Source organism: Sphaerotilus hippei (assembly GCF_003201595.1).
In the GTDB taxonomy this organism is placed as follows: domain Bacteria; phylum Pseudomonadota; class Gammaproteobacteria; order Burkholderiales; family Burkholderiaceae_C; genus Sphaerotilus; species Sphaerotilus hippei.
In genome coordinates this window covers 73,546-98,939 of sequence record NZ_QJJS01000018.1, presented here as the reverse complement: position 1 = coordinate 98,939, position 25,394 = coordinate 73,546, and the positions used below count along the sequence as shown (strand labels likewise).

The following is a 25,394-nucleotide window of genomic DNA, read 5'->3' as shown; positions in this document are numbered from 1 at the left end:
GACTTCGACGCGATGCGCGAGGCCGTGCAGGACCGCGTCGTCTTCGACGGGCGCAACCTCTACGAGCCCGCGCTCATCCGCGGCTTCGGGCTGGAGTACTTCTCGATCGGGCGGCGCTGAGCGCTGCAGGGACGCCGTGCACCAGGGCGGCGGTCCAGCGCCCTCAGGTCCCCGAGCCCCCGAGCCCTCAAGGCAAGAAGGACGGCCGAGGCCGTCCTTCTTCGTCTGCGTCGGCTGCAGCCGACGCTGCAGCGCACCGGTTCAGCGCAGGTAGATCTGGCCGAAGCAGCCGAAGGTCTTGGCGTTGTAGGCGTAGGTCTGGGTGATCTGCTCCTGGACCGAGCGCTCTTCCCAGTTCAGCGCGCAGCCCAGGTCGACGTTGCGCAGCAGCGCGTAGTCGAGCGACAGGCCGGCGCGGCGGAACGAGTCCTTGGCATCGGTGATGCGGGCGCCGGTGGCGATCAGGTTGCCGTCCAGCGTGCGCTGGGCATAACCCAGGGTCGCGTTCAGGCGGATCTTGGCGGTGGCCTGCCAGGTGCCGCGCACGGCCAGCGAATTGGTCAGCGTCGTGTTCGCGTCGCTGGCCGAAGCCACGGCGGTGGTGTCGTAGGAGCCGACGCTGCTGTCGCGGCTGAGCACCACGCCCAGGCTCGACTTGCCCGAGGCCTGCCAGGTCCAGCCCAGCGAGCCGGTGAAGCCGTTGACGTCGGTCTTCGTCGCGATGCTGTGCTTCTCGCTGGTGCGGCTCAGGCGGGCGTCGACGACGCTGGCGCCGCTGAGCTGCAGGCGGGTGGTGACGTCGAAGTCGTTGCGGCTGAAATCATCCTGCACCGTCGCGTCGGGGTACTTGCCATCGGTGCGGCGCACGCCCAGGCGCACGTTCCAGTCCGGCGAGGGCTGGTAGCGGGCGCCGGCGCTGAAGGTGTGCTGCGACAGGTTGGAGGCGCGATAGATGTCGTCCGAATAACGCACCCGGCCGGCCGACAGGCCGGCGTCGAAGCTCCACAGCGTGACGGTGCCCAGGCGGGCCTCGAAGCCGGCGGTGTCCGAGCGCACCAGGCTGCGGCGCACCAGCACCTGCGAGGTGTCGCGGTAGAGGCTCTGGCGCGAATCCAGCGACAGCTTGCCCGACAGGCGCTCGACGGTTTCCCAGTCGAGGCCGGCGCCGACGGCGTAGCTGGTGTGGTTGAGTTCGCTGGTCTTGTTGTAGCGGTTCGAGTCGACCGACAGGTTGGCGAACAGGCGCTGGCGGCCCAGCGGCTGGTCCAGCCCGGCGCGCAGGCCGGTGGCCGAGATCACGTCGCTGCTCTCGTTGCCGGTGGCCGCGCGGCGCACGTTGCTGTCGCTGGTGAAGGACTGCGAGGCCCCGATGTAATAGGGGCTGGTCTCGGCCTGCGCGCTCACGCTGCAGGCCAGCAGCGCGCCCAGCGCGATCAGGGACGGGAGGGCCGGAACGGGACGGACGTGTTTCATGGTGATGGCGGCTGGGTAAGCGTTGCGGTCGAACGGCATCGATCGGGCCGTCCTGGCGACACTGCGCAGCGCGGGGCGCGGCGCAGGCCTCTTGCATGGACAGCCGCTATCGTATGCGACAGACCGGACGCTCCGGACTCAGCCATCGATCCGGGGGGTCGCGCCGCACGCCGGCACCCGGCGTGGGCGGTGAGAGATCGCGGATGCCCAGTGGCGGACAAACAACAGCCGCCACGCCACCGGTGCGCCGCTCCCTCGGCTCAGCAGATGCACGTGCGGTTCTTGCCCGACCGTTTGGCCTCGTAGAGCGCCTCGTCGGCCCGCTGCAGCGCGGTCTCGATGCTCTCGCCGACCCGAAACAGCGTCACGCCGGCCGAGAAGGTCACGAAGGCCTGCTTGCCCTCGTACATGAACAGCTCGGCCGACAGCGCGCGCTGCACCCGGGTCAGCACCCGCTGGCCCTCGTCGACCGGCGTGCCGGGCAGCAGCACGACGAACTCCTCGCCGCCGTAGCGGGCCAGCGTGTCGGTGGGGCGCAGCGCCGCACCGACCCGGGTGGCCAGGAACTTGAGCGCCTCGTCGCCGGTCTGGTGGCCCAGGCTGTCGTTGAGCTTCTTGAAGTTGTCGATGTCGAGCAGGCCGATGGACAGCTCGGCCTCGCCCCGCTCGACCCGCGACTGCTCGACCTCGAAGCAGCGCAGCAGCCCGCGGCGGTTGGCGATCTGGGTGAGCTGGTCGGTGCTGACCTCGTGGGCGAGCTGGCGCAGCTCGTCCTCGAGCGAGCGGATGCGATCGGCCATCTCGCTGGCGCGGCTGTGCTCTTCCTGCAGGCGGGCGGTGGTCTGGCTGACCAGCCCGTGCACGGTGCGGGTCTCCTCGACCATCTCGCGCACCACGCCGGCCAGGCTCTCGAGGCTGTCGGCCTCGCCGATGACCTGGGCGTAGCGGCCCATGCTGTCGTGGAAGCGCCCGGTGTGCTCGCCCAGCGAGCCCAGGTCCTGCAGCATCTGGTGGATCAGGTGCTTGAGGGCGTCGCGGGCCTGCGCGCGCTCCTGGCGCAGCGTCTGCTGGCGCAGCCGGGTGTCGCGCAGCAGGTCGCCGACCGCCCGCACGCCCCGGGTGCTCAGGCCGAGCTCCAGGTGGTCGCGCATCGCGGTGCACTGGCCCTCGACCCAGGAATCGTCCTCGGCCAGCTCGCCCAGGCCGTCGGTGAGCTCGAGCACCAGCCCGCCCAGCTGCGAGACCAGGTGGTGGCGCAGCTGCAGCACCCGGCGCACGTCGTCGCAGACCTGCTCCAGCGGCTCGAGCCAGGGGGTGGCGGGATCGGGCGCACCGGTCAGCCCGGCGGCGGCCTCGTGCAGCTGGCCGCCGACCTCGTCGGCACGCGGATCACCGGTCGGCAGGGCCTCGCGCACCGTCAGGTGCAGGGCCTGCACGGCCCGCACCCACGACTGGCGATGAACCTCGAGTTCGGGCGGACCGTCCGGTTCGGCTCCGGCCGCGGGCTCGGCCACGAGCTCGGCCGGCACGGCCGCGGCACCGATGCCCGCACCGGCCTCGACAGCCGTCGGCGCGCCGACCGATGGCGCCGCCGCGACCGCTGCTTCAGGCAGCTCCGCCTCGGGTTCGGGCTGGGTGTCCTCGGACCAGCTGGTCAGCAGCTGGCGCAGGCGCTGCTGCAGGCGCTGGGTGTCGCTGCGTGCGGAGTTCAGCACGTGCTGGAAACTGTCCTTGCGCCGGCCGGTCGGCCAGAGCCGGGAGCTGCGCTCGAGCTGGCGCACCGACTGCTCGATCAGCTCGGCCCAGGTGCGGGCCTGCTGGGCGTTCGGTGGCACCTCGGCCTCGAGCAGGGCCTGCAGCTCGGTCCAGCGCTGCGCCATGAGCTGCTCCTGGAAACGGCTGCGCGCCGGCCCCGACGGCAGGAAACGCTGCGCCATCTGGTCGATGGCCGTGCGGGCGGCCTCCGGCAGCGGCTCGGCCACGTCGGCGCCGCCCTCCTCGCGCCAGGCGCGGGCGTAGTTCGACGGCGTGGGCTCCAGCCGCGCCATGGCCAGGCGCCGCAGCGTGGCCTTGGCCAGATCCGCGACCGACGGCGTCGGCGCAGGCACAACATCCTTGCGAGGTTTCTCCATATCCGGCACTCGTGAAGTTGCCCGCAGGATGACAGAGGCCGGCCCGCGACGAAGGCTGGAAAACCGCCCTTCTCCCCCGCCTAACCGTGCGCTGGACGGGCCGACGCAGGGCCGCGCCGGACGCCCGGCGCGTCAGGCGCGCTCACGCGGCGAGCGGGCCCGCAGCCACGGCGTGAGGTCGGCGGCCGACAGCGCCCCGGCGAACAGGAAACCCTGCATCGTCCTGCAGCCCAGGCGCAGCAGCACGTCGCGCTGGCGCTCGGTCTCGACCCCTTCGGCGATCACGCGCAGGCCCAGCGAGCGGGCCAGCGCCACGATGGCGTTCACCACCGCCGCGCTCTGCTCGGTGACGCCCAGGTCACGGACGAAGGAGCGATCGATCTTCAGCTCGCTGATCGGCAGCTGGGTCAGGTAGGCGAGCGAGGAGTAGCCGGTGCCGAAGTCGTCGATCGAGATCTCGACGCCGTTGCGCGTCAGCCGCTGCAGGGCGGGCATGACGTCCTGCAGGTCCTTCATCAGGCCGGTCTCGGTGATCTCGAGCTGCAGGCAGCGCATCGGCACGCCGTGGCGGCCCGCGGCCGCGCGGATCTGCTCGACCAGATCGCAGCGCTCGAAGGCGACGCTGGGCAGGTTGACGGCCACCGTCAGGTCGATGCCGGCGCTGTCGCGCCATTGGCGCACCTGGCGGGCCGCCTCGTCGATCGCCCATTCGCCCATCGGCACGATCAGGCCGGTCTCCTCGGCCACCGCCATGAAGTCGGCCGGCTGCAGCAGCTGGCCGTCGCGCTGCCAGCGCATCAGGGCCTCGACCCCGACCACACGCTGGTCGGAGACGTCGACCTTGGGCTGGTAGTGCAGCGTCAGGCCGCCGCGCTCGATCGCGCGGTGCAGCGCGGTCTCCAGCACCAGCCGGTCGCGGCCGCGGGTGGCCAGGTGGGGCCGGAAGGCCTGCGTCGCGTTGCGCCCGGCCGCCTTGGCCGCGTACATGGCGAGGTCGGCGCTGCGCAGCAGCTCGAGCACGGACGTGCCGTCGCGCGGGTAGACGGCCACGCCGACGCTGGCGGTGACGAAGTAGTCCGAACCCTCGAGGTCGACCGGCTCGCGCAGCGCCTCGAGCATGCGGGCGGCGATGCCGGCGGCCTCGTCCTCGCCGCCGACCTCGGGCAGCAGGGCCACGAACTCGTCGCCGCCCAGGCGGCCGACCGACTCGAGCAGCTCGTGCGAGCCCATCGGGGTCGTGTCGACGCGGCCCTCGAGCACCAGGTCGCTGTGGGCGACGCAGGCGCGCAGCCGCTGGCCGAGCACGACCAGCACGTCGTCACCGGCGCGGTGACCCAGCGTGTCGTTGATGACCTTGAAGCGGTCCAGGTCGATCAGCAGCAGCGCGCACTGGTGGCCGCTGCGGCGCGCCTCGTCCAGCGCCCGCTCGGCACGCCACAGCAGCTGGCGCCGGTTGGGCAGGCCGGTGAGCGCGTCGAAGTTGGCCAGCTGCAGCACCCGGTCCTCGATCAGGCGCCGGTCGGTCACGTCCTGGATGACCCCGGTGTAGGCACACAGGCCACCCTGCACGTCGAACTCCGGCTCGGCCTCGATGTGCAGCACCCGCTCGCGGCCGTCGGGCAGCTGCACGCAGGCGTCCGCATCCAGCACGGTCGCATGGTGGATCACGTCACGCACCAGCCGCAGCAGCCGCTGGCGCTCGGGCAGGCCGAGCAGGCGCAGCAGCTGCCGGGCGCTGGCCTGCACCGGCACCGCATGGCCCAGCACCCGCAGCGCCTCGGGCTCCAGGCGCAGGCCGGGCGGGCCGACGCGCCAGTCGAAGCTGCCCATGCGGGCCAGGTCCTGGGCATGGGCCAGGCGCACGCGGCTGCGCTCGAGCTCGAGGTGGGTGCGGGCGTTGCGCAGCAGCTGGCGGATGCGCCCGAGCAAGGCGCTGGGCGGACTCGAGCACGACAGGAAATCGGACGCACCGGCCTGCTGCACGGCCTCGATGGCCGCTTCGTCCTGCCGCTCCATCAGCACCAGGATCGGCACGCTGCGCGAGGCGGCCCCGAGGCGCAGCTGCCGGCAGCCCGCCTCGGCGGACGGGCCGGCGGCCGACTCGACCAGCACGATCAGATCGGCAGGGCGCTCGACGGGAAGCATGGAGCGCAGCGCGTCGACGCCGGCGAGCTCGCCGACCTCGAAGCCACGCTGGCGCAGGCCGGACGCGATCGCCGCCCGCGAGCGCTCGTCGGCGTCGAGCACGAGCAGCCGGCGCGCCGGCGTGTCGGGGGTGGAGGCCGGGACGATGCTCATGCGCACCCTGGCCACGATCGGGGGAACGTCACCAAGCGGCAGGCCGCAAGCGGTGGGCGGGCAGGGGGTGGCGGCAGCGCGGATCGATACACGGTCCGGCATTCTGCCCCGGGGCCCGGGCCGATCCGGGCCCGTCGACGGGGGTCGGCCGCGGCCGGGAACACCCTGTCCACTCCGTCACGCCGGACCGGCCCCGCCGCCGCCGATCCCGGCCCGCAGGGTGTTGCACACGGACCTCAGGCGCCGCCCCCGTGCCGGATTCGGCACCCCGGGGGTCGACGAAGTCGCGCAATTTGCCCGGCCTGGCGCCGCCGGCTCGACGGACCTCCACGCGCCCCCTCGGATCGAGGGATGCGATCCCTACAATCGGCGCCATGTCCTCAGGCCCCGTGTCCCCGAGCTTGCCTCGCCCCCTTCCCACGAGGCAGGTCGGCGAGCCCGCGTCGACGGCAGCCGGCCGGCGCGCCACGCCGCTGTTCCTGACGATCGGACTGGCCGCGGGGCTGGTCGGGCTGTTGTGCGGCGCCGTGGTGCTGGCGCCGCTGCTGCGCCTGCCCGATGCCGCCTGGTGGGCCATCTCGGCCAGCTCGCTGGTGATGAGCATCGCCTGCGCGGCCCTGCTGGTCGGCCGGCGCCAGCAGGGCGTGCCCGGAGGGCGGTCGACGATCGAGATCTTTCAGGCCTGGGCCGAGACCCAGCCGGCGGCGCTGCCCGAGGCCCTCGAGGCCTCGAGCGACGCCGAAGCGACGCCCGCCCCGGCCGCAGCGGTGCCGCAGCGGCACGACACCCCGCCGCCGATGGCGCTGGTGAACGCGCTGCCGGGCTGTGCCCTGGTGGCCCGCGAGGCGCCGGAAGGCCTGCTGATCGTCGAGGCCAGCCGCAGCGCGCTCGAGCTGCTGGCGCGTGCCCAGGCCCCCGCGCTGCCGGCGCGCCTGGGCGAGCTGCGCACCGCGCTGCCCCGGCAGGCCGAGGACCGCGGCATCTGGCTGCCCTGGAACGACGACTGGCGCATCCTGTGGCTGCAGCCGGAGAGCAGCCAGGACGACGGCGCGCTGCGGGCGACCGCCGATGACCGCGAGGCCATGGCCTACGCCGTCTCGCACGACCTGCGGGCCCCGATCCGGGTGGTCGAGGGTTTCACCCGCATCGTGCGCGAGGACTACGGCCACCTGCTCGATCGGGTCGGCAACGACCACCTGGAGCGCATCCTGGGCGCGGCCGCGCGCATGAACAGCATGATCGACGCGCTGCTGGCGCTGTCGCAGCTGTCGACCCAGCCGTTCCGGCGCCAGCCGGTGGTGCTGTCGGACATCGCCCGCCAGGTGCTCGACGAGCTGCGCCTGCCCTCGCCCACCCGGGCGGTCGAGACCCGCATCGCGCCGGACGTGCGGGTCCAGGGGGATCCGACGCTGCTGCACTGCCTGATGGAGAACCTGCTGGTCAACGCGTGGAAGTACAGCGCGCGGCGCGAGCTGGCGCGCATCGAGTTCGGCGTGATGGAGCGCGACGGGGTGCCGGTGTATTTCGTGCGCGACAACGGCGCGGGCTTCGACATGCGCTACGCGGAGCGCCTCTTCGGTGCCTTCCAGCGCCTGCACAGCGCCAGCGAGTTCTCTGGCACGGGCGTGGGGCTGGCCTCGGTGCAGCGCATCGTGCGCCGCCACGGCGGTCAGGTCTGGGCCGAAGCGGCGGTCAACGCCGGGGCCACCTTCTACTTCACGCTCGGCGCCGGCTGAGGCCGGCCCCGCTCACAGCCCGCCGGGCAGCGCCAGCTGCTCGATCGCCCCGACCATGGCGCGGCAGGTCTCCTCGAGCGGGCGGCCCTCCTGCTGGGCCAGGCGGCGCAGGCGCTCCAGCGCCGGGCCACGGGCCAGCGAGTAGCGGTGCATCAGCACGCCCACGGCCAGCGGCACGACCTGCTTCAGCGGATCGACCGCCTCGGCCACCACGGCAGGCGCCGGCTCCGCGACCGCCGCCGGCGTGCCCGTGCGGGCCGGCTGGCGCTCGCGCACCTGGGCGAACGCCGCGGCCACCGCCGGCACGATCTGCCCGACGTCCAGCGGCTTGACCAGGTAGGCCAGCGCGCCAAGCGCGCGGATCTGCGCCACGGTGGCCTCGTCGGAGAACGCCGACAGGAACATGAACGGGATCTGCAGGTGGTCGCGCAGGTAGGCGGCGACGTCGAAGCCGCTCATGCCGTCCATGCGGATGTCCAGCAGCGCCAGATCCGGGCGGTGCTGGCGGGCCAGCAGGATCGCGTCGTCGCCGTTGTCGGCGTCGTAGATCTCGAAGCCGGCCTGGGCCAGGCCGTGCACCACCGTGGCCAGCACCAGGCGGTCATCGTCCACGACCAGGATACGACCCTGGCAGGCAGGTGCGGATGCGGGGGAAGAAGAGGAATGGAGGGCCACGTCGAGGGTCACGGTTGGGTCATGCTGCGCCGGGTGCAGCTGCGGCATTGTGTAACAAACGGATCACCACCGGCATCGACAGCGTGACCGTCGCGATCACGCGCGAGCCCAGCTGCTCGATGCCCAGGCTCGCGTGGCGGCGCGGCAGCAGCGCGCGCACCAGCCCGAGCCCGGACACCGCGGCCGGGCGATGATCGATGCGGAAACCCGGCGACAGCTGGCCCTGGTTGGAGATCTCCACGCGCACGCCGCCCTCCTCGGTGACCAGGCGGCAGCCGATCGTGGTGCCGGCGTCGCTGTGCTTGATCGCGTTGGTCAGCAGCTCGTTGAGCGTCAGCGCGATCGGGATGGACTCGGCCTCGGGCAGCGCCCACTGCTGGGGCGACGGGCCCTCGACCTCGAACTCGATGCCACGCCCGAAGGTGCGCTGCACCGACTGGGCGATGGCCTCGACCACGTTGCGCACCCGCAGCGGCCCCATCGCGCCGACCTGCAGCCCGTAGACCTGGGCGATGGCCTGCACCTGGCCGACCACCTCGGCGATGATGGGCTGGACCTCGGGCCGGCGCGCCGCGACCTGCTGCATCAGGCCGGCCACCCCCTGGAGGTTGTTCTTGATGCGGTGGTGCACTTCCTGCACCAGCATCTCGCGCTGGGCGATCGCGGCCTGCAGCTCGGCCCGCTGGGCCGCCCGCTGGGCGGTCACGTCGGAGGCGACCATCAGGATCTGGCTGACCTGGCCAGCCACGCGCGACAGTGGCAGGTAGCGGGCATCCCACACCTGCACGCCCCCCAGCTCGGGCGACTCGAAGCTGTACTCCCGCTGCGTCACCGCCTCGGTCCCGGACAGCACGGCCTGCAGGTCGGCACGCACGCGCTGGGCCTGGTCGGCCGAATAGAGCTGCTCGGGCAGGCGGCCGATGGCCTGGTCGGCCCCGACCCCGCTGAGCGCGGCGGCCACCCGGTTGAGCTGCAGCACGGCCAGGCTCTGCGCGTCGTAGAGCGTGATGGCCATCGGCGCGACCTCGATGATGCGCTGCAGCGAGGCCCGCGCCTCGGCGATGCGCGCCTCGGCCTGGCGGCGCTGCTCGATGTCCATCAGCGCATAGGTCAGCTCGCGCGCGCCGCTGGCGCCCACGGTGGCCACGGCATTGCCCACCACCCAGAAGGTGCGGCTGTCGCGGGCCTGCAGGCGGCACTCGAACTTGACCGCCTCGCCGTCGCGCAGCTCCTCGAACAGGTCGAGGCAGTGCTGGAAAGGATGGGTCTGGTCGCCGTTGGCCACCGCCACCAGCGGCTGGCCGAGGAAGTCGCCCAGGTCGCCGCCGAACATGCGGCGCGCCGAGCGGTTCAGCCAGGTGATGTCACCCTGCTGGTTGACGGTGACGATGCCCACCAGCACCGAGTCGAGCACCGCCCGGTTGCGGTCGGCCTGCTGGCCCAGCACCTGAGCCATCTGCTCGCGCTCGCGCGCCAGCGCCTCGAGCTGGGCCTGCTGCACCTTCAGCCGGGTGATCTCCGACAGCAGCGCGATCGACTGCGGCGCCGAGCCGCCCGGGGCGGTGCGGCGGATCGACAGCGCATACCAGTGCTGCTGGCCGTCGTCGCCGCGCACCTCGAGCTCGGCCTCGTAGAGCACGCCCTGGTCGAGCGTGTCGTTGAGCGCGTCGGGGGCGTTCATGCCGGTGGCCTGGGTGGCCAGCAGCGCACGGATGTCCGAGCCCACCGCCGCGCCGGCGGGCAGGCGCAGCATGCGCTCGAAGCGGCGGTTGCAGTGCATCAGCGTGTAGCCGCGCATCGAGGCGATGCCCGCGGGCGAGCTCTCGAGGATGGTCGACAGCTCGGCCAGCACCTGCTCGGCACGCTCCTGGGCGCTCTGCTGCTCGGTGATGTCGAGCGTCACCACCGAGGTGGTCGGGCGGCCCGAGGCCAGCTGGCCGGGCTCGACCCGCGTGACCAGCCAGCGCTGCCCGAGCTCGGGGTGCTGGATGGCATAACGCACCTCGCAGCGGTCGCCCTGCTTGAGCGCACGCTGCAGGCGCTCGAACTCGGGCAGCGACGAGGCCAGCACCAGCTCGCGCCGCACCCCCTGCAGCGGCGCCTGCTGGCCGTTGCTCAGCGCGGTGCGGCCCGACAGCGCCATGCCGCGGTAGGTCGCCAGGCCGACCCCGGCGGTGTCGACCAGCGCGCCCAGCTGCAGCTGGGCGAGGTCACGTTCCTCCTCGGCGGTGCGGTCCTCGAGCATGCACATGCAGCGCCGCTGCGCGCCCCGCACCTCGATGCGCCGGCACAGCGCGCGCACCCAGCGGTTCGAGCCATCGGCCTGCTGCAGCGGACCCTCGCTGCTGAACCAGCCGTGGGCGGCGCCGTCGGGCGCACCGCGCTCGTCACCGTCGGGCACCGGCCACTGCAGCAGCGTGCGCACCTCGGGCGAGGTCTCGCGCAGGTCGACCACGGCCTGGCCGATCAGGTGCTCGAACGCATGGTTGGAGCGCAGCACCAGCCCGGCCTCGTCGAACAGCACCATGCCCAGCGGGCTGAGGTCGAACCACTGGTCGAGCTCGCGGGAATAACGCTCGGCCTGCTCGCGCGCGGCGTGTTCGGCGGTGGTCTCCTGCATCAGCGTCAGCAGCAGGCGGCGGCGGTCGGAGGTCAGCGTCAGGTAACGCGCGGCCCGCACCCAATGCACCTGGCCGCGGGCATCGACCAGGCGCTGCTCCATCAGCACCGGCACGTCGGCCTGCTGCGGATCGGCCAGCAGGCGCCGGCGGTCGGCCAGCGTGGCCGCATGTTCGGACTCGGGCTGCAGCGCCATCAGGTCCAGCCCCGCCAGGCCCTGGCGCGACCAGCCCCCCAGGTCGGCAAAGGCCTGGTTGGCGTCGATGATGCGGAAGGACTCGTCCTGCAGCAGCGCCGGGAAGGGCGCACCCCAGAGCATCGAGTGCAGTTCGCGCAGGGCCCGGTCGTCGACGGGATTGACCTGCGGCGGCGGCGGCGCGACCACCCGCTGGGGCGGCGGCTGCAGCGCGCCGGTGGGCAGCATCAGGGCCCAGAGGCTGCGGTCGATCGGACTGAGCAGCGGCAGCACCCGGCCCGGCGCGGCCACCGGTGCGGGCTGGTCGCGTCCGCGCAGGCAGGACTGCAGCCACGAGACCACCTCGCCGCCCAGCACCGGCACCAGCTCGCGCAGCACCGAGCCCGGCTCGCAGGTCAGCAGGCGCAGTGCGGCCTGGTTGGCGAACTGGATCACCCCGGTCGCGTCCAGCACCAGCACCGGTTCGACGAGGGCGTCCAGCAGGGGCTGGGGAAGTCGCAGGACAGGTGGGATGACGCTCATGGAGCCGCACGATCGGAGGAGTGCGCAGTGTAGGAGCGCGACTGCACCGCCACGCCGCGACGGGTGACGCAAAAACGTGAGGAAACGTTTCCTGAGACCGATGTCACGGCCGAGGCCGCGACATCGGCCCTCAGCTCAGCTGCAAGGCGCCGGACAGCGACTTCAGCAGCGCCCGGTTGACGGTGCGCATGTCGAGCATCGACTGTTCGGCGTGCTCGCGGATGTCGTGCATCGTGCCGCCCTCGATGGCCCGCACCAACTCCAGGCTGCCCATGTAGGGCCCGTCGCCATGGGCCAGCGCCCGCACGACCTGCTCGGGCACCGGAATGGTCTTGAGCAGCTCGGCGAAAGGCTGCTGGAAGATGCGGTCGAGCAGCGAGAACACGCCGCAGATGAACATCTCGCTGCGCATCGTCTCGTCGGCCGTGCCTTCGGCCAGCGCCTCCATCAGCAGGCCGCGCCGCACCGCGGCGAACATGACCGGGCGCAGGTTGACGTCGTTGCCGGCGGTGACCAGCAGCAGCGCCAGCCAGCGCTTGAGGCGCTGGTAGCCCAGCATCATCACCGCGTGCGTGAACGAGCTGATCTCCACCCGCAGCCCGAACAGCGGCGAGTTGATGTAGCGCATCAGCTTGTAGGCCAGCGTCGGGTCCCGCTTGAGCGCGGCCTCGATCTGCGGCAGCGGGGCCTCGTCGTCGACCAGGTTGATCAGCTCGATCGTCACCTGCAGGTCCGGTCGGGTGGCCGAGCCGGTGCGCGAGGCCTTGCCCTGCACCACGTCGTCCATCGGCCAGCCCAGCACCGCGATCGCGCCGCGCCGGAAGGCGCCTTCCATGTCGGCCAGCGAATGCACGCCGTCCTGGAAGAAGCCGATCGAGCGCTGCACGCCCGCCGGCAGACCGTTCTCGTGCAGGCGCCGGTCATCGGCCAGGTCGATGATCGAGTAGCGGAACGCGGGCAGCACCTCGCGGGGCAGCGGCAGGTCCGGTCGCCCCGACAGCAGCAGCATGTTGCCGTTGGCCGCGAGCTTGAGGATGTCGTCGCGATGCACCGGATCGCTGGCCATGAACTTCGGGATCTCGATGATCACGTTGGCGGTGGGCTGCACCGCCAGCAGATCGGCCAGCAGGCTCTCGCTGCGCACCGACAGCGAGACCCGCGATCCGTCGGCCGGCCAGACCCCGCTGACGGTCTCCAGCAGCTCGTCGACGGCCAGGCGCTGGCCCGGGTTCAGCGGCGCCACGGTCAGGCGGGTGGCCATGACATTGCGTTCCCGGTCGATGATCGGGGAGTAGCTCAGCGCGATCTGGCCGAGGATGGAGGCGTCCATGAGCGGGTTCTCTTGCGGCGTCAGTTGCCGATGTAGTTGAAGAGCGACAGCTTCTGCACCATCGTGTAGGACTGCAAGGCGGCCTGGTAGCTGGTCTGCTTGTTGGTGAACTCGGAGACGGCCTGCACCATGTCCAGGTCCTCGATGTTCGAGCGTTCGGTCTGCGCCCCCAGGATTCTGGCGCCGGTGCGGTCGCCCAGGCCGTCGAGCTGGTTGAGGGTTTCGCCCACGACGGCACGACTGGCCTCGAAATTGCCGAGCACCCGGTCCAGGTCGAGCAGGCCGGACTGCACCGACTGCATCACCTGGCCGTTGTTGGAGGACTCGTCGCCGAGCACCGCGATCGCCTTGTCCAGCGCATCGAAGACGCTCAGGTCGGTGGTCGAGGCCTTCAGCGTGAAGGTGTCGCTGGGGTCGGGCGTGCCGCTGATCGTGAACGACGCGCCCGGGACGTCGGTGATGGCCTTCCCCGCGACGTAGTCCGTCGGGCCGTAGCTCGCCGCCGGCGTGCCGTTGCCGGTGATCGTGTACTGCAGCTTGCCGGCATTGGTGCTGAAGGCCAGCGAGAAGTCCTGGCCCAGGGCCTTGTAGGCCGCCGAGTCGGTGGCACTGCCGTCGTCGATCCAGGCCTCGCCCTGGTTGGCGGCCCCGGCGGACGTGGCGAAGGTGCCGTTGCCGGTGGGCGCACGCAGCCAGGTCTGCAGGCCGTCGATGGTCAGCGGCACGTTCTCGGTCAGCGAGCCGTTGATCTGGCCGTCGCTGTAGCCGGTCTGCACCGCCCCGCCCTGCTGCCACCAGTCGACGCCGCCGACCAGGTCGAGGAAGGGGGCGGTCGTCGCGCCCTGGCCGCCGAACAGGTGGTTGCCGCCGCCGTCCTTCTGGTTGGCCACCGTCAGCAGCTGGCCGCGCAGCTGCTGCAGCTGCACCACCAGCGCCTTGCGCTCGGCGAAGGTGTAGCTGCCGTTGCCCGCGGCGACCAGCGCCTCGCGGGCGGTCTGGGTCAGCCCGACCGCATCGCCCAGCGCGGTCTCGGCCTGGGTCATCACGGTGCGGCTGGTCTCGACGGTGCGCATCAGCGCCTTGCCGCGCGAGACCTCCACCATCGCCCGCTCGGCCCGGGCGATGCCGGCCGGATCGTCGCTGGCCTGGCTGATGCGCTTGCCACTGGTCATCTGCTCCTGGGCCTGCGACAGCTCTTCCTGGCGCCGCTGCAGGGTGCCGACCGACGAGGCGTAGCTGGTGGCGGTGGACAGTCTCATGATCAGCCTCTTCAGTTCGCCAGGGACAGCACGGTGTCGAACACCTTCTGCGCCACCTGCAGGATCTTGGCCGCCGCCTGGTAGGCCTGCTGGTACTGCAGCAGCTTGGCGGCTTCTTCGTCGAGGTTGACGCCGGTGCTGGCACCGAGCTGCTCCTCGGCCCGCGTGGCCACGCCACTGGAGACCTCGTAGGCGGTCTCGGCCGTCTGCACCCGCGCCCCGATGTCCGACAGCAGGTGCGAGAACGCGTCGGTGAAGGTGCTGCCGTCGACCAGCTTGCCGTTGGCCAGGTCGGCCAGCGCCAGCGCGTTGCCGTTGTTGGCCCCCCACTGGCTGGTGGCCTGCGTGGTGAAAGTGTCGCCCTGGGCCGGCACGCCGTCGAAGGTCACCGTCATGCCGTCGTAGCTGACCGACTCGCCCGCCTTCCAGCTGCCGCTGACCGTGGTCGCCGGCGTCGTGCCGCTGTCGGTCAGGGTGTAGGCCCGCGCCCCGTCGGCCGTGGCGGCCCCGAAGGCGATCGACACCCCGGTGGGCGTCGAGCTGCCGTCGAGCAGCACCGACTTGATCGTCGCCGTGCCGGTGTTGGACGAACCCGCCTTGAGCACCACGCTGTTGGCGCCCGCGACGTCGTCGGGATCGTTGAGCACCTGCCTCATCTTCTGCGCCGCCAGCGAGACCGGCTGCAGCAGGAAACGGTCGCCTTCGACCACCGCGGGCGACGTGGCCGCCGACAGCTCCAGCGTGAAACCGTCGATCTCCTGGCCATCGGTGACCGTCTCGGGATCGCCATCGGGCAGCTTGCGCAGCGTGAAGGTGCCCGAGGCGCCGGCCTTGAGCTCGTACTCGGCCGCCTGCAGCGCCGACGGCGTGCTCAGGCTCATCAGGCCCTGCAGGCTGGCCAGCCCGCTGCCGGCGTTGTCGCGCGAGGCGATCACGTTGCCGGCCAGTTCGGTGAACATCGCCGAGCCCGCCACGCCGTCGAGCGTGAAGCCGGCGCGCTGCTGGCCGTTCACCGCGGCGGTCAGGCCGGCGCCCAGCTGGCCCAGCTGGGCGCGCGCCGCGTTCAGGTCCTGCTCCTGGAAACGCATCAGGCCGGCGAGCGAGCCGCCGCCGAGCGAGGCCTCCGAAAGCGGCCGGCTCACGCCCGAGACCTCGACCTCGATCTGCACCCGGGTCGCGTCGAAGGGGTCGAGGCTGGCCTTCAGCCCGTTGGACTGGTTGCCCAGCACCAGGCTCTGGCCCCCGCCGATGAACAGGTTGACCGAGCCGTCGTCCTGGCTGATGCGGCTGACCTGCACATACTGGCTGAGCTCCTTGATCAGCTGGTCACGCTGGTCCAGCAGGTCGTTGGCCGAGTGGGTGCCGCCGTTGGTGCCGGCGATCGCGCCGTTGAGCTGGGCGATGCGCTCGGACAGCTCGTTGACCGTGCCCACGGAGTTCATCACGTCCTGCGTCACCGAGGACTGCAGCGACTCGATCTGGTCGCTGGTCGAGCGGAACATCGACGCCAGGTCGTCCGCACGGGCCAGCGCCACCTGGCGCGCCGAGGTGTCGGAGGGCAGCGCCGCGACGTCGTTGAGCGCGTTGAAGAAGCTGGTGGCCGCCTGGCCCAGGCCCTGCTCGCCGATGCCGATGCTGTCCTGCAGTTGAGCGAGCAGCGTGCTGTGGGCCTTGTCGGCCGCCGCGACCGAGCTGGTCTGCGCGGCCGCGTCGGTCAGGAAGCTGTTGACCGCACGGGTGACGGTCTGGACCGACACGCCTCGACCGACATAACCGGAGCCGGTGTACTGGCCCTGGACCGTCGAGAGCTTGGCCTCCTGGCGCGAATAACCCGCCACGCTGGCGTTGGAGATGTTGTGTCCCGTCGTCTGCAGCTGGGACTGCGCCGCGAACATCGCGTTCGCGCCGAGTGACAGCAGGGAGGACGTGCTCATGGTCGCGTCCGCCTCAGGTGGTCAGGTTCCGGGCGGTCTGCACCGACGCGGCGGCACGCTGCAGCCGCTCGGTGGTCTGCATCACGCGGCCGAGCTTCTGCGCGTATTCGGGATCGGTGGCGTAGCCGGCGCGCTGCAGGCCGCGGGCGAAACCCTGGGCGTCACCGGTCGACTCCATCACCTTGGCGTAGCGCGGGCTGCTGCTGATCATGCGGGCGTAGTCCTGGAAGCTCTCCTCGGGCGAGCTGTAGGCCCGGAAGCGCGCCTGCACCTTCTGCGCCTGGCCGTTGATGTATTCGGTCGTCGTGACCGTGACGGTCGGCCCGTTCCAGCCCGCACCGGCCTTGATGCCGAAGAGGTTGTTGGAGTTCGTGCCGTCCTGGCCCTTGATCTCGCGCCGGCCCCAGCCGGTCTCGTGGGCGGCCTGGGCCAGCATGAACTTCGCCGGGATGCCGCTGCTCGCCTCGGCCGCCGCCGCCGCCGCGCCGTGGCGGTTGACGAAGGTCTGGGCCGTGCCGCCCGACGAGGCCGGCACCGTTGCCGCCGGGGTCACGGCCGGTGCGGCGGCCGCTGCAGCGGCCTGGCGGGTCGCCGCGGCCGCGCGCAGGTCACGCGACGAGGACAGCGAGGCGCTGCCCGCCGCCGCCTCGGTCGTGGCACCGCCCATCTGCCGCTCGAGCTGGCGCACGATGGCCTCGGACAGGCCGCCGCGCCCGCCGCTGAGCTGGGTCGCGTACTGCTGGTCGAGCATGCCGGTGGCCATCTCGGTGCCGCTGTTGTCGAGCATGCCCGAGGACATGCTGCTCGAGCGCATGCTCTTCATCAGCTCCTGCATGAACAGCGCCTCGAACTGCTTGGCCGCTTCCTTGATGGCGCCCTTGGGGTCACGCTGCGCGCTCGCGCGCAGCCCGTTCAGGGCCGTCGAGCTGGCCGCCAGCTGCTGCTGCGAAGAAGACGATTCGGTCCGCATGTCAGATCACCTCCAGCTCCGCGTTGAGCGCACCGGCCGCCTTGATCGCTTGAAGGATGGCCAGCAGATCGGTGGAATTGGCCCCCAGCGCGTTCAGCGCCTTGACCACGTCGGTCAGCTGCGCCCCGGCGGGCAGGACCGCGAAGTTGCCCGGCCCCTGGTTGAGCTTGATGTCGACCTGGTCGGTGACCGTGGTCTGGCCCTGCGACAGCGGGGCGGGCTGGCTGACCTGCGGGTTGCTGGTGATCGTGACCGACAGGTTGCCGTGCGCGACGGCACAAGGCCCCAGCGTCACCGCCTGGTTCATCACGATGGAGCCGGTGCGGGGATTGAAGATGACCCGGGCCGACGGCTTGGCCGGCGTGACCACCAGCTCCTCCATGTCGGCCAGGAAGGCCACGCGGGCATCGCTGCTGCCGGGGGTCTTGACGCGCACCACGCGGCCATCGACCGCTGCGGCCGTGCCGGTGCCGAAGCGGTCGTTGATGGCCTTCACCACCTCGCGGGCCATGCTGTAGTCCGACGAGCGCAGGTCGAGCTGCACGGTGTCGCTCTGGCCCAGCGCGGTCGGCACGGCCCGCTCGACGGTCGCGCCCTCGGGGATGCGTCCTGCCAGCAGGTGGTTGATCTGGACCTTGGAGCCCCCGGCGGAGGCGCCCGCGCCACCGACCACCAGGTTGCCCTGGGCCAGCGCGTAGATCTGGCCGTCGGCGCCCCGCAGCGGCGACGCGATCAGCGTGCCCCCGCGCAGGCTCTTGGCGTTGCCCATCGAGGCCACGGTGACGTCGATGGTCTGGCCGGGCTGGGCAAACGGGGGCAGCACCGCGGTGATCATCACCGCCGCGACGTTGCGCAGCTGCATGTTGGTGCCCGCCGGCACGGTGACGCCGAGCTGCTGCAGCAGGCCGTTGAGGCTCTGGGTGGTGAACGGCGCCTGGGTGGTCTGGTCGCCGGTGCCCTCCAGGCCGACCACGAGGCCGTAGCCGATCAGCTGGTTGTTGCGCACGCCCTGCACGCTGGCGACTTCCTTGATGCGCGCGGCATGGGCGCCCAGCGGCCACCACAGGGCGGCGCTGGCCAGCACCAGGGTGAGCCAGACGGCCAGCTTGAGTAATCGTTCCTGCGTTTCCATGGGGCGCTCGATCCTTGAAGGGACAGCCCCATTGTGCGAGGCGATCAGATGGGCATGACCGTCAAAAAGAAACGCGACAACCAGCCTATTTCCTGCGCATCGGCCTGGGCACCCCGGCCACGCTGCTCGAGCCGCACGTTGGCGATCTGCGCCGAGGCGACCGTGTTGCCCGCCTGGATGACCCGGGGATCGACCTGGCCGGAGAAGCGCAGCACGTCGACGTTGTCGTTGACGCCGATCTGCTTCTCGCCGGCGATCACCAGGTGGCCGTTGGGCAGCAGCTCGATCACCGTCGCGGTGATCGTGCCGCTGAAGTCGTTGGAGTTCTCGGTGCCGCCCTTGCCGCTGAAGGTGTTGGCGCTGTTGCCCCCGGCCTGCAGCTTGTTGAGCGCGGTGGCCGGCAGGAAGGGGAAGGCCGTGACCGCGCCGGAGACCGAGCCGCTCTTCTCGGCCGAGCTGGTCGACTTGGCGCTGGCGCTGACCTTCTCGATGATCTGCACCGTCACCGTGTCGCCGACCATGCGGGCGCGGTGGTCCTCGAACAGCGGCCGGTACTGGCCAGTCTGGAAGATCGATCCGTTGGCCTGCACCACCGGCGCGACCGGGACGGGCCGGGCCGACGTGGGCTCGACGACATCGACCTTGGCCACGGTGGGCATCAGCCGGCAGCCGCCCAGGCCCAGTGCCAGGGCCGCGCCCAGCAGGGGCAGGATCAGGCGCCTCACAGCTGTCCCAGACGCGCGAGCATCTGGTCCGAGGTGGAGATCGCCTTCGAGTTCAGCTCATAGGCCCGCTGGGTCTGGATCATCGCCACCAGCTCCTCGACCACGTTGACGTTGGAGGTCTCGAGGAAACCCTGGGCCAGCGTGCCCATGCCGTTGCTGCCCGGCGCGCCGGTGTTGGGCGTGCCCGACGAGGCGGTCTCGGCGAACAGGTTCTGCCCCTTGGGGTCGAGGCCAGCCGGGTTGATGAAGTTGCTCATCTCGATCTGGCCCACGCCCTGCGGCGCGGTCTGGCCCGGCACCTGCACGCTGACCGTGCCGTCCGCGGCGATGGTCACCGACTGGGCGTTGGCCGGGATGGTGATGCCCGGCTGCACGGTGAAGCCGTTGTTGGTGACCAGCTGGCCGTTGGCGCTGACCTGGAAGGAGCCGTCGCGGGTGTAGGCCGTCGTGCCGTCGGGCATCTGGATGTTGAAGAAGCCACCGCCCTTGATCGCCACGTCCAGCGTGTTGCTCGACTGCTGCAGCGTGCCCTGCGTGAACTCGCGTGAGGTCGCCACCGTGCGCACGCCCAGGCCGACCTGCAGGCCGGTGGGCAGCTGGGTCTGCTCGGAGCTGGCCGCGCCGGACTGGCGCAGCGTCTGGTACATCAGGTCCTCGAACACGGCCCGCGACTTCTTGTAGCCGTTGGTGCCGACGTTGGCGAGGTTGTGGGAGGTCACGTCCAGCTGGGTCTGCTGGGCCTCCATGCCGGTCTTCGAAATCCAGAGCGCGCGCATCATGGCGGGAGTCCTTGCTTCAGCTTCAGTTCATCGACAGCAGCTGGGCAGCCTGCTGCTCGTCCTTCTCGGTGGTCTGCATCGAGCGCATCTGCATCTCGAACTGCCGGGCCGCCGAAATCATCGCCACCATGGTCTCGACCGCGCTGACGTTGGAGCCCTCGAGCGCCCCGTCCTGCACGCGGGCGGCGGGGTCGGCCTCGAGATCTCCGGCGGGCGCACGGAACAGCCCGTCATCCCCCCGCTTGAGCGGCGCCTCGGGCGTCACCAGCTTGAGCTTGCCGATCGCCTGGGGCCGGCCTTCGCCGACCTTGGCGGTCACGGTGCCGTCGGGCGCGACCTGGACCTGGGCGTTGGCCGGCACGGTGATCGGCCCGCCGTCCCCCTGCATCGGCAGGCCGGCCGAGTTGACCAGCGTGCCGTCGGGCGACACCTCCATCGCGCCGGCGCGGGTGTAGGCCTCGGTGCCATCGAGGGCCTGCACCGCCATCCAGGCGTTGCCGCGGGCGGCCACGTCCAGGTTGCGCCCGGTCGCGGTGATCGGGCCGGGCTCGGGGTTGTAGCCGGTGGTGGTCTCCAGACCGTAGGCACGGGTGCTGGCGCCATCGCCCTGCACCGGCACCGAACGGAAGGCCTGCATCTCGGCGCGGAAGCCCGTCGTGGACGCGTTGGCCAGGTTGTTGGCCAGCGTCTCCTGACGCTGCATCGCGGCCTTGGCGCCGCCCATCGACAGGTAGATACGACGGTCCATGGCGTGTCCTCAGCGGTCGATCAACGCAGGCTGACCAGGGTCTGCAGGACCGAGTCCTGCGTCTTGATGGTCTGGGCATTGGCCTGATAGGCCCGCTGGGCGGTGATCATGTTCACCAGCTCGCCGGTCAGGTCCACGTTCGACTCCTCGAGCGAGCCTTCCTGCAGCGAGCCCATCGTGCCGCTGGTGGGCGTGCCCACGACCGGGTCGCCGGACGCGTAGGTCTGCACCCAGACGTTGCCGCCCACGGCCTGCAGCCCCTGCGGATTGCGGAAGGTCGCCAGCTCCAGCTGACCCGCGTCCTTGGTCAGGCCGTTGGAATAGTTGGCCGAGATCACGCCGGTGTCGTCGATCGACAGGCTCGACAGCGAGCCCGGCGCGTAGCCGTCCTGGGTCAGGTCGGTGACGCTGAACTTGGCGCCGTACTGCGTGGCCTGGCTCATGTCCAGCGCGATGTTGCTGATGGCCTGGTGCGCGCCGGTGGCCGAGGCCGGGATGTTGAGGAACTGGCCCGCCGCCGGGATCGTCGGGGTGGTGCCGTCGGCGGCAAATTCCATCGTCGTGTAGGGCGAGGTGCCCGACAGCGACGTGCCGTCCGCGGTCACGTAGACGTTCCAGGTGTTGGCCGTGGTGCTCTTCTGGTAGTACATCGACAGCGAGACCGGATTGCCCTGCTGGTCGTACACCGTCGTCGAGGTGGCGTTGTTGTAGGTGTTCGGATCGTCGAAGTCGATCACCGCCGGAGTGCTGGTCTGCGTCGCGTCGCCGCGCGAGTCCAGGTTGAACTCCATGGCCACCTCTTCGGTGAACTTGGGCGCGATCGGCGCGGTGGGCAGCTGCAGCGCGGTGGCCGCACCCTGGATGATCTCGCCCGACGCGTTGGCCTTGTAGCCCTGCAGCTGCTGGCCGGCGTTGTTGACGATGTAGCCGCTCTTGTCGAGCTTGAACTGGCCGTTGCGGGTGTACGAGATCGAGCCGGCCGAGTCCTTGACCTGGAAGAAGCCCGAGCCGTTGATGGCCAGGTCCAGCGGGTTCTCGGTGCTGGTGATCGTGCCCTGGGTGAACTGCTGGGCGATGTTGGCCACCGTCACGCCGATGCCCACCGAGCCGCTGCCCGCGCCGTTCATCGCGTTGGCGTACAGGTCGGCGAACTCCGCGCGCGAGGACTTGGCACCATAGGTGCCCGAGTTCGCGACGTTGTTGCCGATGACATCCAGGTTCTTGCTGGTGGCCTGGAGACCGGAGAGGCCGGACTGGAAGTTCATGTCGGATTCCTTCGGTGGGTTGCGTGCTTCATTCGGAGATGGCCCTGACCTTGCCGTAGGCGACCGTGGTGCCGCTGGCCAGGTTCAGGTTGAGGTCGCTGCCGCTGGTGCTGATCGACTGCACCGCATCACGCATCAGCGCGGTGCTGGTGACGGCCGCCGTGCCCTGGGTCGCGGCGACGCGGAAGGTCAGCCCGGTCGTGTCGGCCAGCGAGGCGGGCGCGGACCAGTCGAAGTGGTGCTGCCCGCTGGTCTGCGTGCCCAGGTCCACGGTGTCGATCACCCGGCCGGCCGACGACAGGACCTCGACCTTGACGCTGTCGGCCGCACCGGCGAGCTCGAACGCGCCGCTGCCCTTGCCCGCGTCCAGCGCCAGCTTGCTGCCCTCGACCAGCACGCCCTTGCCCACCAGGCTGGCGCCCTGCAGCGTCTGCGACTGGATCAGCTGCGAGCCCAGCGAGGTCACCGAACCGTTGAGCTTCTCGATGCCCGACACCGTGTTGATCTGCGCCATCTGGCTGGTGACCTGGGCGTTGTCCATCGGGCTGAGCGGGTCCTGGTTCTTCATCTGGGCCACCAGCAGCTTGAGGAAGCGGTCGGAGGTTTCCTGGGCCGACTGGGTCGTGTTCGACCCGCTGGTGCCCGAGAGCTGCGAATAGATGGAGTTCGTGCCGCTCGAGGTGGTGCCGACCGTGGAGGTGGTGCTCATGAAGGATCCCGTGGAGAAAATGGAGACGGGCCGGCCTCAGGCCGGCCGCGGTGTTCAGCTCTGGCCCATCTGCAGGGTCTTGAGCAGCAGGCTCTTGGCGGTGTTCATCACCTCGACGTTGTTCTGGTAGGAGCGCGAGGCGGAGATCATGTTGACCATCTCCTCGACCGCGTTGACGTTGCTGTAGGTCACGTAGCCCTGCTCGTCGGCGCTCGGGTGCTTGGGGTCGTGCACCCGCCGCCCGGCGGTCTGGTCCTCGCGGATCTCGGTGACCTGCACCCCCGCGCTGCCCTTGTCGCCCATGGGCACGGACTGGAACATGACCTGACGGGCCTTGAAGCTCTTGCCGTCCGGGCCGGCCACGGTGTCGGCGTTGGCCAGGTTGGTCGCGACCGTGTTGAGCCGCTGGCTCTGGGCGCTGACGGCGCTGCCCGACACGTTGAAGATGTTCATCATGGACATGGGATGGCTCCTGCGCTCGTCTCAGGCCTCACTGGCCCTTGATCGCGTCGGTGAGGGTCTTCATCTGGCCGTTCACGAAGCGCAGCGTGGCCTCGTACTTCACCGTGTTGTCGGCGAAGGAGGCGCGCTCGCGGTCCATGTCGACGGTGTTGTTGTCCAGGCTGCTCTGGCTGTTGAGCGCATGCCTGAGCGGATCGCCGGAGGCGCCGAGGGTGGGCACCGGAATGTGCGCCCCATGGGTCGTCTGCAGCCGGCCCGTGACCGAGCCCGTGCCCGTGGCGTCACGCAGCGCGGAGGCGAAGTCGAAATCGCGCGCCTGATAACCCGGCGTGTCCGCGTTGGCGATGTTGCTGGCGATCAGGCGCTGGCGCTCGGAGCGCAGCACCAGCGCCTCGGACTGGAAATTCAGCGTATTGGTGATTCGATCCAGCATGTCGGGCTCTCCCGCGTCGTCGCTGCCCCGCCGGACTTGAGTGCACCGGGCTGGGCGATGACGTGAATTCTTGACGTCATGCCCCCCGCACCAGGGCCCGATAAGCAGGGGCAACACCGCGCATCTCCGCCGTCGCCGGGCGGCGTCGACGTCCTACAGTGCACCCATGACCACCTGCCACGTCGCCCTGGCTGCGCTTCTCGCGACCTCGTCGCTCGCGCCCGCGCGAGCCCAGACGACGCCTGAAGGCGTCGACACCGAGACGAGTGTCCAGGCCGCCGTCGAGCTGACCCGGCAGGCGATGAAGACCCCCGACGGCACCCGGGTCGAGGTCGTGCCGGGGCGACTCGATCCCCGGCTGCGCCTGGCGCCCTGCCGCAAGGTCGAGCCTTACCTGCCCCCCGGATCGGCCCCCTGGGGCCGCACCCGAGTCGGGCTGCGCTGCACCTCCGGCACGGTGGCCTGGAACGTCTACCTGCCGGTGACCGTGCATGTGTGGGCGCCCGCCTGGGTCAGCCGCACCGCGCTGGCCGCCGGCGCGACGCTGGAGGCCGGCGACCTCGAGCTCGCCGAGACCGACATCGCCGCCCACCCGAGCCCGACCCACGACCGGATCGAGGCCCTGGTGGGCCGCCAGCTCAACAATGCACTGCCCCCCGGAACGGCCGTGCGCGAACAGCACCTGAAGGCGCGCCGCTGGTTCGCCGCCGGCGAGACCGTGACGGTGCTCGCCGGTGGCCAGGGTTACGCGGTGAGCGTGACCGGGCAGGCCATGTCCGCCGGCCAGGAAGGCCAGCCCGTGCGCGTGCGCACCGACGGCGGCCGGGTCCTGCTGGCCTGGCCGGTCGGCGACAACCGCGTGGAGGTCCGCCAGTGAACCGCCGCCGGTCCGGACATCATCCGTTGACAAACCATCAAGTCCGCCCGCGCGGCGCCGAAAACAGGACAGGAAGAACGACGCACAGTTCGGCTGACGAAGTTCCTCAAGTTCTTCCGGGATGGACCGATAAGATACTGGAGAGCGCACAAATGCCCATTGCGTCGCGTTCCGGGACCCGCCGACAGCCACCTGCACCGGTCGCTCGAAGCAGTCTCGCGTCAGGCTGACGCAGAATCGGCAGATTCGACAGTCACTCTCCGGATCTCATCGCGGTTCCCCTCTCGGGCCCAAGGAGTACGTCATGAAAATCGGCAATACGACATCACCCGTCGCGACAGGTCAGGTCGGTGGCGCGGCGGCAGCCCCCCGCGAAGCCTCCGAAGCCGCCAAGGGCGGCAGCACCCGCGGCACCCAAGGCACGGAAGGCAGCACCACCGTGAAACTGTCCAGCGCAGCCACCGCCCTGCTCGATGGCGCCGACGGCGGCTTCGACGCCGAAAAGGTCCAGCGTGTGCGCCAGTCGATCTCCGACGGCACGTACAAGGTCAACGCCGACGCCATCGCCGACAAGCTGATCGCCAACGCACAGGAAGTGCTCGGCAAGATCGACGCCTCGCGCTGAATCCTGCACACCTGAATTCCGTGTCCACGCCCACCCCTCGGGAGCACCGCACCATGACCACCTCGACCCAGTTCGCCCCCGGCCGCGCCAGCGTGAGCAGCGCCGTGATGGACAGCGACCTGGAGGAGATGCTGTGCGGGGTCGAAGACCAGCTCGGCGCGCTGGGTGACGCGCTGCGCCTGCGCGACAGCCACGCGATCGAGGGCCACGCCCAGCAGCTGCACCGGGCGCTCGAGCGTGCCGTGGCCGGCTTCAGCCTGGCGGCCCGGGTCGGCGAGATCCCGCCCCCGCTGCGCCACCGGCTGGTCAAGGCCAGCGGCCAGGTCGCCGCGCAGCGCGAGACCCTGGTGCGCGCCACGATGGCGCTGGACCGCGCCATCGACATCCTGCTGCCCGAACAGGCGAGCGCCGCCGCACCGGTCTACAACAACCGCGTGGCACGGGGCCTGAGCCTCTACTCGAACTGACGGCGGACCCGGCCGTCGGGCCGGAACC

General features: G+C 70.9%; 21 protein-coding genes. 4 read left to right on the top strand and 17 right to left on the bottom strand.

Annotated features, from left to right (window positions below):
* Positions 1–261: 261 nt before the first annotated feature.
* The 3 genes from C7444_RS16635 to C7444_RS16625 form a co-directional block, all read right to left on the bottom strand.
* A complete protein-coding gene (locus C7444_RS16635; protein WP_146219421.1) occupies positions 262–1,473 on the bottom strand; it encodes a porin family protein in 1,212 nt (403 codons plus the stop codon).
* 260 nt (positions 1,474–1,733) lie between these two features.
* A complete protein-coding gene (locus C7444_RS16630) occupies positions 1,734–3,605 on the bottom strand; it encodes a GGDEF domain-containing protein (protein WP_110401975.1) in 1,872 nt (623 codons plus the stop codon).
* 132 nt (positions 3,606–3,737) lie between these two features.
* Positions 3,738–5,903 carry a putative bifunctional diguanylate cyclase/phosphodiesterase gene (locus C7444_RS16625; RefSeq protein ID WP_110401974.1) on the bottom strand — a complete coding sequence of 722 codons (2,166 nt, stop codon included), beginning with the start codon at positions 5,901–5,903 and terminating at the stop codon, positions 3,738–3,740.
* 374 nt (positions 5,904–6,277) lie between these two features.
* Between C7444_RS16625 and C7444_RS16620 the strand changes: the two genes are divergently transcribed.
* Positions 6,278–7,639, top strand: a complete 1,362-nt coding sequence (locus C7444_RS16620; RefSeq protein ID WP_146219420.1) for a sensor histidine kinase — start codon at positions 6,278–6,280, stop codon at positions 7,637–7,639.
* 12 nt (positions 7,640–7,651) lie between these two features.
* Here the strand turns inward: C7444_RS16620 and C7444_RS16615 are convergent, their stop codons facing one another.
* From C7444_RS16615 to flgB, 14 genes are all read right to left on the bottom strand, one after another.
* Positions 7,652–8,251 carry an ANTAR domain-containing response regulator gene (locus C7444_RS16615; protein ID WP_245909604.1) on the bottom strand — a complete coding sequence of 200 codons (600 nt, stop codon included), beginning with the start codon at positions 8,249–8,251 and terminating at the stop codon, positions 7,652–7,654.
* A gap of 82 nt (positions 8,252–8,333) precedes the next feature.
* Complete coding sequence (locus tag C7444_RS16610) at positions 8,334–11,651, bottom strand: PAS domain S-box protein (protein WP_110401971.1); 3,318 nt, start codon at positions 11,649–11,651, stop codon at positions 8,334–8,336.
* Positions 11,652–11,781: 130 nt separating this feature from the next.
* Positions 11,782–12,981 (bottom strand): EAL and HDOD domain-containing protein, encoded by a 1,200-nt coding sequence (locus C7444_RS16605; protein ID WP_110401970.1) that lies wholly within the window; start codon positions 12,979–12,981, stop codon positions 11,782–11,784.
* A gap of 20 nt (positions 12,982–13,001) precedes the next feature.
* Positions 13,002–14,240 (bottom strand): flagellar hook-associated protein FlgL, encoded by a 1,239-nt coding sequence (gene flgL / locus C7444_RS16600; protein WP_110401969.1) that lies wholly within the window; start codon positions 14,238–14,240, stop codon positions 13,002–13,004.
* Positions 14,241–14,251: 11 nt separating this feature from the next.
* Positions 14,252–16,174, bottom strand: coding sequence for a flagellar hook-associated protein FlgK (flgK, locus tag C7444_RS16595; protein WP_110401968.1), 1,923 nt, complete (start codon positions 16,172–16,174; stop codon positions 14,252–14,254).
* A 13-nt stretch (positions 16,175–16,187) separates the two neighbouring features.
* Positions 16,188–17,144, bottom strand: coding sequence for a flagellar assembly peptidoglycan hydrolase FlgJ (gene flgJ / locus C7444_RS16590; RefSeq protein WP_110401967.1), 957 nt, complete (start codon positions 17,142–17,144; stop codon positions 16,188–16,190).
* Between the two features lies 1 nt (position 17,145).
* Complete coding sequence (locus C7444_RS16585) at positions 17,146–18,276, bottom strand: flagellar basal body P-ring protein FlgI (RefSeq protein WP_110401966.1); 1,131 nt, start codon at positions 18,274–18,276, stop codon at positions 17,146–17,148.
* Positions 18,277–18,320: 44 nt separating this feature from the next.
* On the bottom strand, positions 18,321–19,001 hold the full coding sequence (locus C7444_RS16580; protein WP_375136940.1) for a flagellar basal body L-ring protein FlgH: 681 nt from the start codon (positions 18,999–19,001) through the stop codon (positions 18,321–18,323).
* Positions 18,998–19,780 (bottom strand): flagellar basal-body rod protein FlgG, encoded by a 783-nt coding sequence (gene flgG / locus C7444_RS16575; RefSeq protein WP_110401965.1) that lies wholly within the window; start codon positions 19,778–19,780, stop codon positions 18,998–19,000. The genes C7444_RS16580 and flgG overlap by 4 nt, the downstream gene beginning before the upstream one ends.
* A 22-nt stretch (positions 19,781–19,802) precedes the next feature.
* On the bottom strand, positions 19,803–20,528 hold the full coding sequence (flgF, locus tag C7444_RS16570; RefSeq protein WP_110401964.1) for a flagellar basal-body rod protein FlgF: 726 nt from the start codon (positions 20,526–20,528) through the stop codon (positions 19,803–19,805).
* 20 nt (positions 20,529–20,548) lie between these two features.
* Positions 20,549–21,793: a flagellar hook protein FlgE gene (gene flgE / locus C7444_RS16565; protein WP_110401963.1), complete on the bottom strand. Its 1,245-nt coding sequence runs from the start codon at positions 21,791–21,793 to the stop codon at positions 20,549–20,551.
* Between the two features lie 28 nt (positions 21,794–21,821).
* A complete protein-coding gene (locus C7444_RS16560) occupies positions 21,822–22,502 on the bottom strand; it encodes a flagellar hook assembly protein FlgD (protein WP_110401962.1) in 681 nt (226 codons plus the stop codon).
* A gap of 54 nt (positions 22,503–22,556) precedes the next feature.
* On the bottom strand, positions 22,557–22,964 hold the full coding sequence (gene flgC / locus C7444_RS16555) for a flagellar basal body rod protein FlgC (RefSeq protein ID WP_110401961.1): 408 nt from the start codon (positions 22,962–22,964) through the stop codon (positions 22,557–22,559).
* Positions 22,965–22,992: 28 nt separating this feature from the next.
* On the bottom strand, positions 22,993–23,397 hold the full coding sequence (gene flgB, locus C7444_RS16550; protein ID WP_110401960.1) for a flagellar basal body rod protein FlgB: 405 nt from the start codon (positions 23,395–23,397) through the stop codon (positions 22,993–22,995).
* A 166-nt stretch (positions 23,398–23,563) separates the two neighbouring features.
* Between flgB and flgA the strand changes: the two genes are divergently transcribed.
* The 3 genes from flgA (at position 23,564) to C7444_RS16535 (ending at position 25,366) form a co-directional block, all read left to right on the top strand.
* Positions 23,564–24,274: a flagellar basal body P-ring formation chaperone FlgA gene (flgA, locus tag C7444_RS16545; RefSeq protein WP_110401959.1), complete on the top strand. Its 711-nt coding sequence runs from the start codon at positions 23,564–23,566 to the stop codon at positions 24,272–24,274.
* Positions 24,275–24,578: 304 nt separating this feature from the next.
* Complete coding sequence (gene flgM, locus C7444_RS16540; RefSeq protein ID WP_110401958.1) at positions 24,579–24,899, top strand: flagellar biosynthesis anti-sigma factor FlgM; 321 nt, start codon at positions 24,579–24,581, stop codon at positions 24,897–24,899.
* Positions 24,900–24,952: 53 nt separating this feature from the next.
* A complete protein-coding gene (locus C7444_RS16535; protein WP_110401957.1) occupies positions 24,953–25,366 on the top strand; it encodes a hypothetical protein in 414 nt (137 codons plus the stop codon).
* Positions 25,367–25,394: the final 28 nt, after the last annotated feature.

Bases quoted from the DNA above. Each gene is read 5' to 3' on its own strand.
- flgB (WP_110401960.1), bottom strand. From the start codon at position 23,397: ATGCTGGATCGAATCACCAATACGCTGAATTTCCAGTCCGAGGCGCTG.
- flgL (WP_110401969.1), bottom strand. From the start codon at position 14,240: ATGAGACTGTCCACCGCCACCAGCTACGCCTCGTCGGTCGGCACCCTG.
- flgM (WP_110401958.1), top strand. From the start codon at position 24,579: ATGAAAATCGGCAATACGACATCACCCGTCGCGACAGGTCAGGTCGGT.
- C7444_RS16535 (WP_110401957.1), top strand. From the start codon at position 24,953: ATGACCACCTCGACCCAGTTCGCCCCCGGCCGCGCCAGCGTGAGCAGC.
- C7444_RS16630 (WP_110401975.1), bottom strand. From the start codon at position 3,605: ATGGAGAAACCTCGCAAGGATGTTGTGCCTGCGCCGACGCCGTCGGTC.
- C7444_RS16605 (WP_110401970.1), bottom strand. From the start codon at position 12,981: ATGGACGCCTCCATCCTCGGCCAGATCGCGCTGAGCTACTCCCCGATC.
- C7444_RS16625 (WP_110401974.1), bottom strand. From the start codon at position 5,903: ATGAGCATCGTCCCGGCCTCCACCCCCGACACGCCGGCGCGCCGGCTG.
- flgE (WP_110401963.1), bottom strand. From the start codon at position 21,793: ATGAACTTCCAGTCCGGCCTCTCCGGTCTCCAGGCCACCAGCAAGAAC.
- C7444_RS16620 (WP_146219420.1), top strand. From the start codon at position 6,278: ATGTCCTCAGGCCCCGTGTCCCCGAGCTTGCCTCGCCCCCTTCCCACG.
- flgK (WP_110401968.1), bottom strand. From the start codon at position 16,174: ATGAGCACGTCCTCCCTGCTGTCACTCGGCGCGAACGCGATGTTCGCG.
- C7444_RS16585 (WP_110401966.1), bottom strand. From the start codon at position 18,276: ATGGAAACGCAGGAACGATTACTCAAGCTGGCCGTCTGGCTCACCCTG.
- C7444_RS16610 (WP_110401971.1), bottom strand. From the start codon at position 11,651: ATGAGCGTCATCCCACCTGTCCTGCGACTTCCCCAGCCCCTGCTGGAC.
- C7444_RS16635 (WP_146219421.1), bottom strand. From the start codon at position 1,473: ATGAAACACGTCCGTCCCGTTCCGGCCCTCCCGTCCCTGATCGCGCTG.
- flgJ (WP_110401967.1), bottom strand. From the start codon at position 17,144: ATGCGGACCGAATCGTCTTCTTCGCAGCAGCAGCTGGCGGCCAGCTCG.
- flgC (WP_110401961.1), bottom strand. From the start codon at position 22,964: ATGTCCATGATGAACATCTTCAACGTGTCGGGCAGCGCCGTCAGCGCC.
- flgF (WP_110401964.1), bottom strand. From the start codon at position 20,528: ATGGACCGTCGTATCTACCTGTCGATGGGCGGCGCCAAGGCCGCGATG.
- C7444_RS16560 (WP_110401962.1), bottom strand. From the start codon at position 22,502: ATGAGCACCACCTCCACGGTCGGCACCACCTCGAGCGGCACGAACTCC.
- flgG (WP_110401965.1), bottom strand. From the start codon at position 19,780: ATGATGCGCGCGCTCTGGATTTCGAAGACCGGCATGGAGGCCCAGCAG.
- flgA (WP_110401959.1), top strand. From the start codon at position 23,564: ATGACCACCTGCCACGTCGCCCTGGCTGCGCTTCTCGCGACCTCGTCG.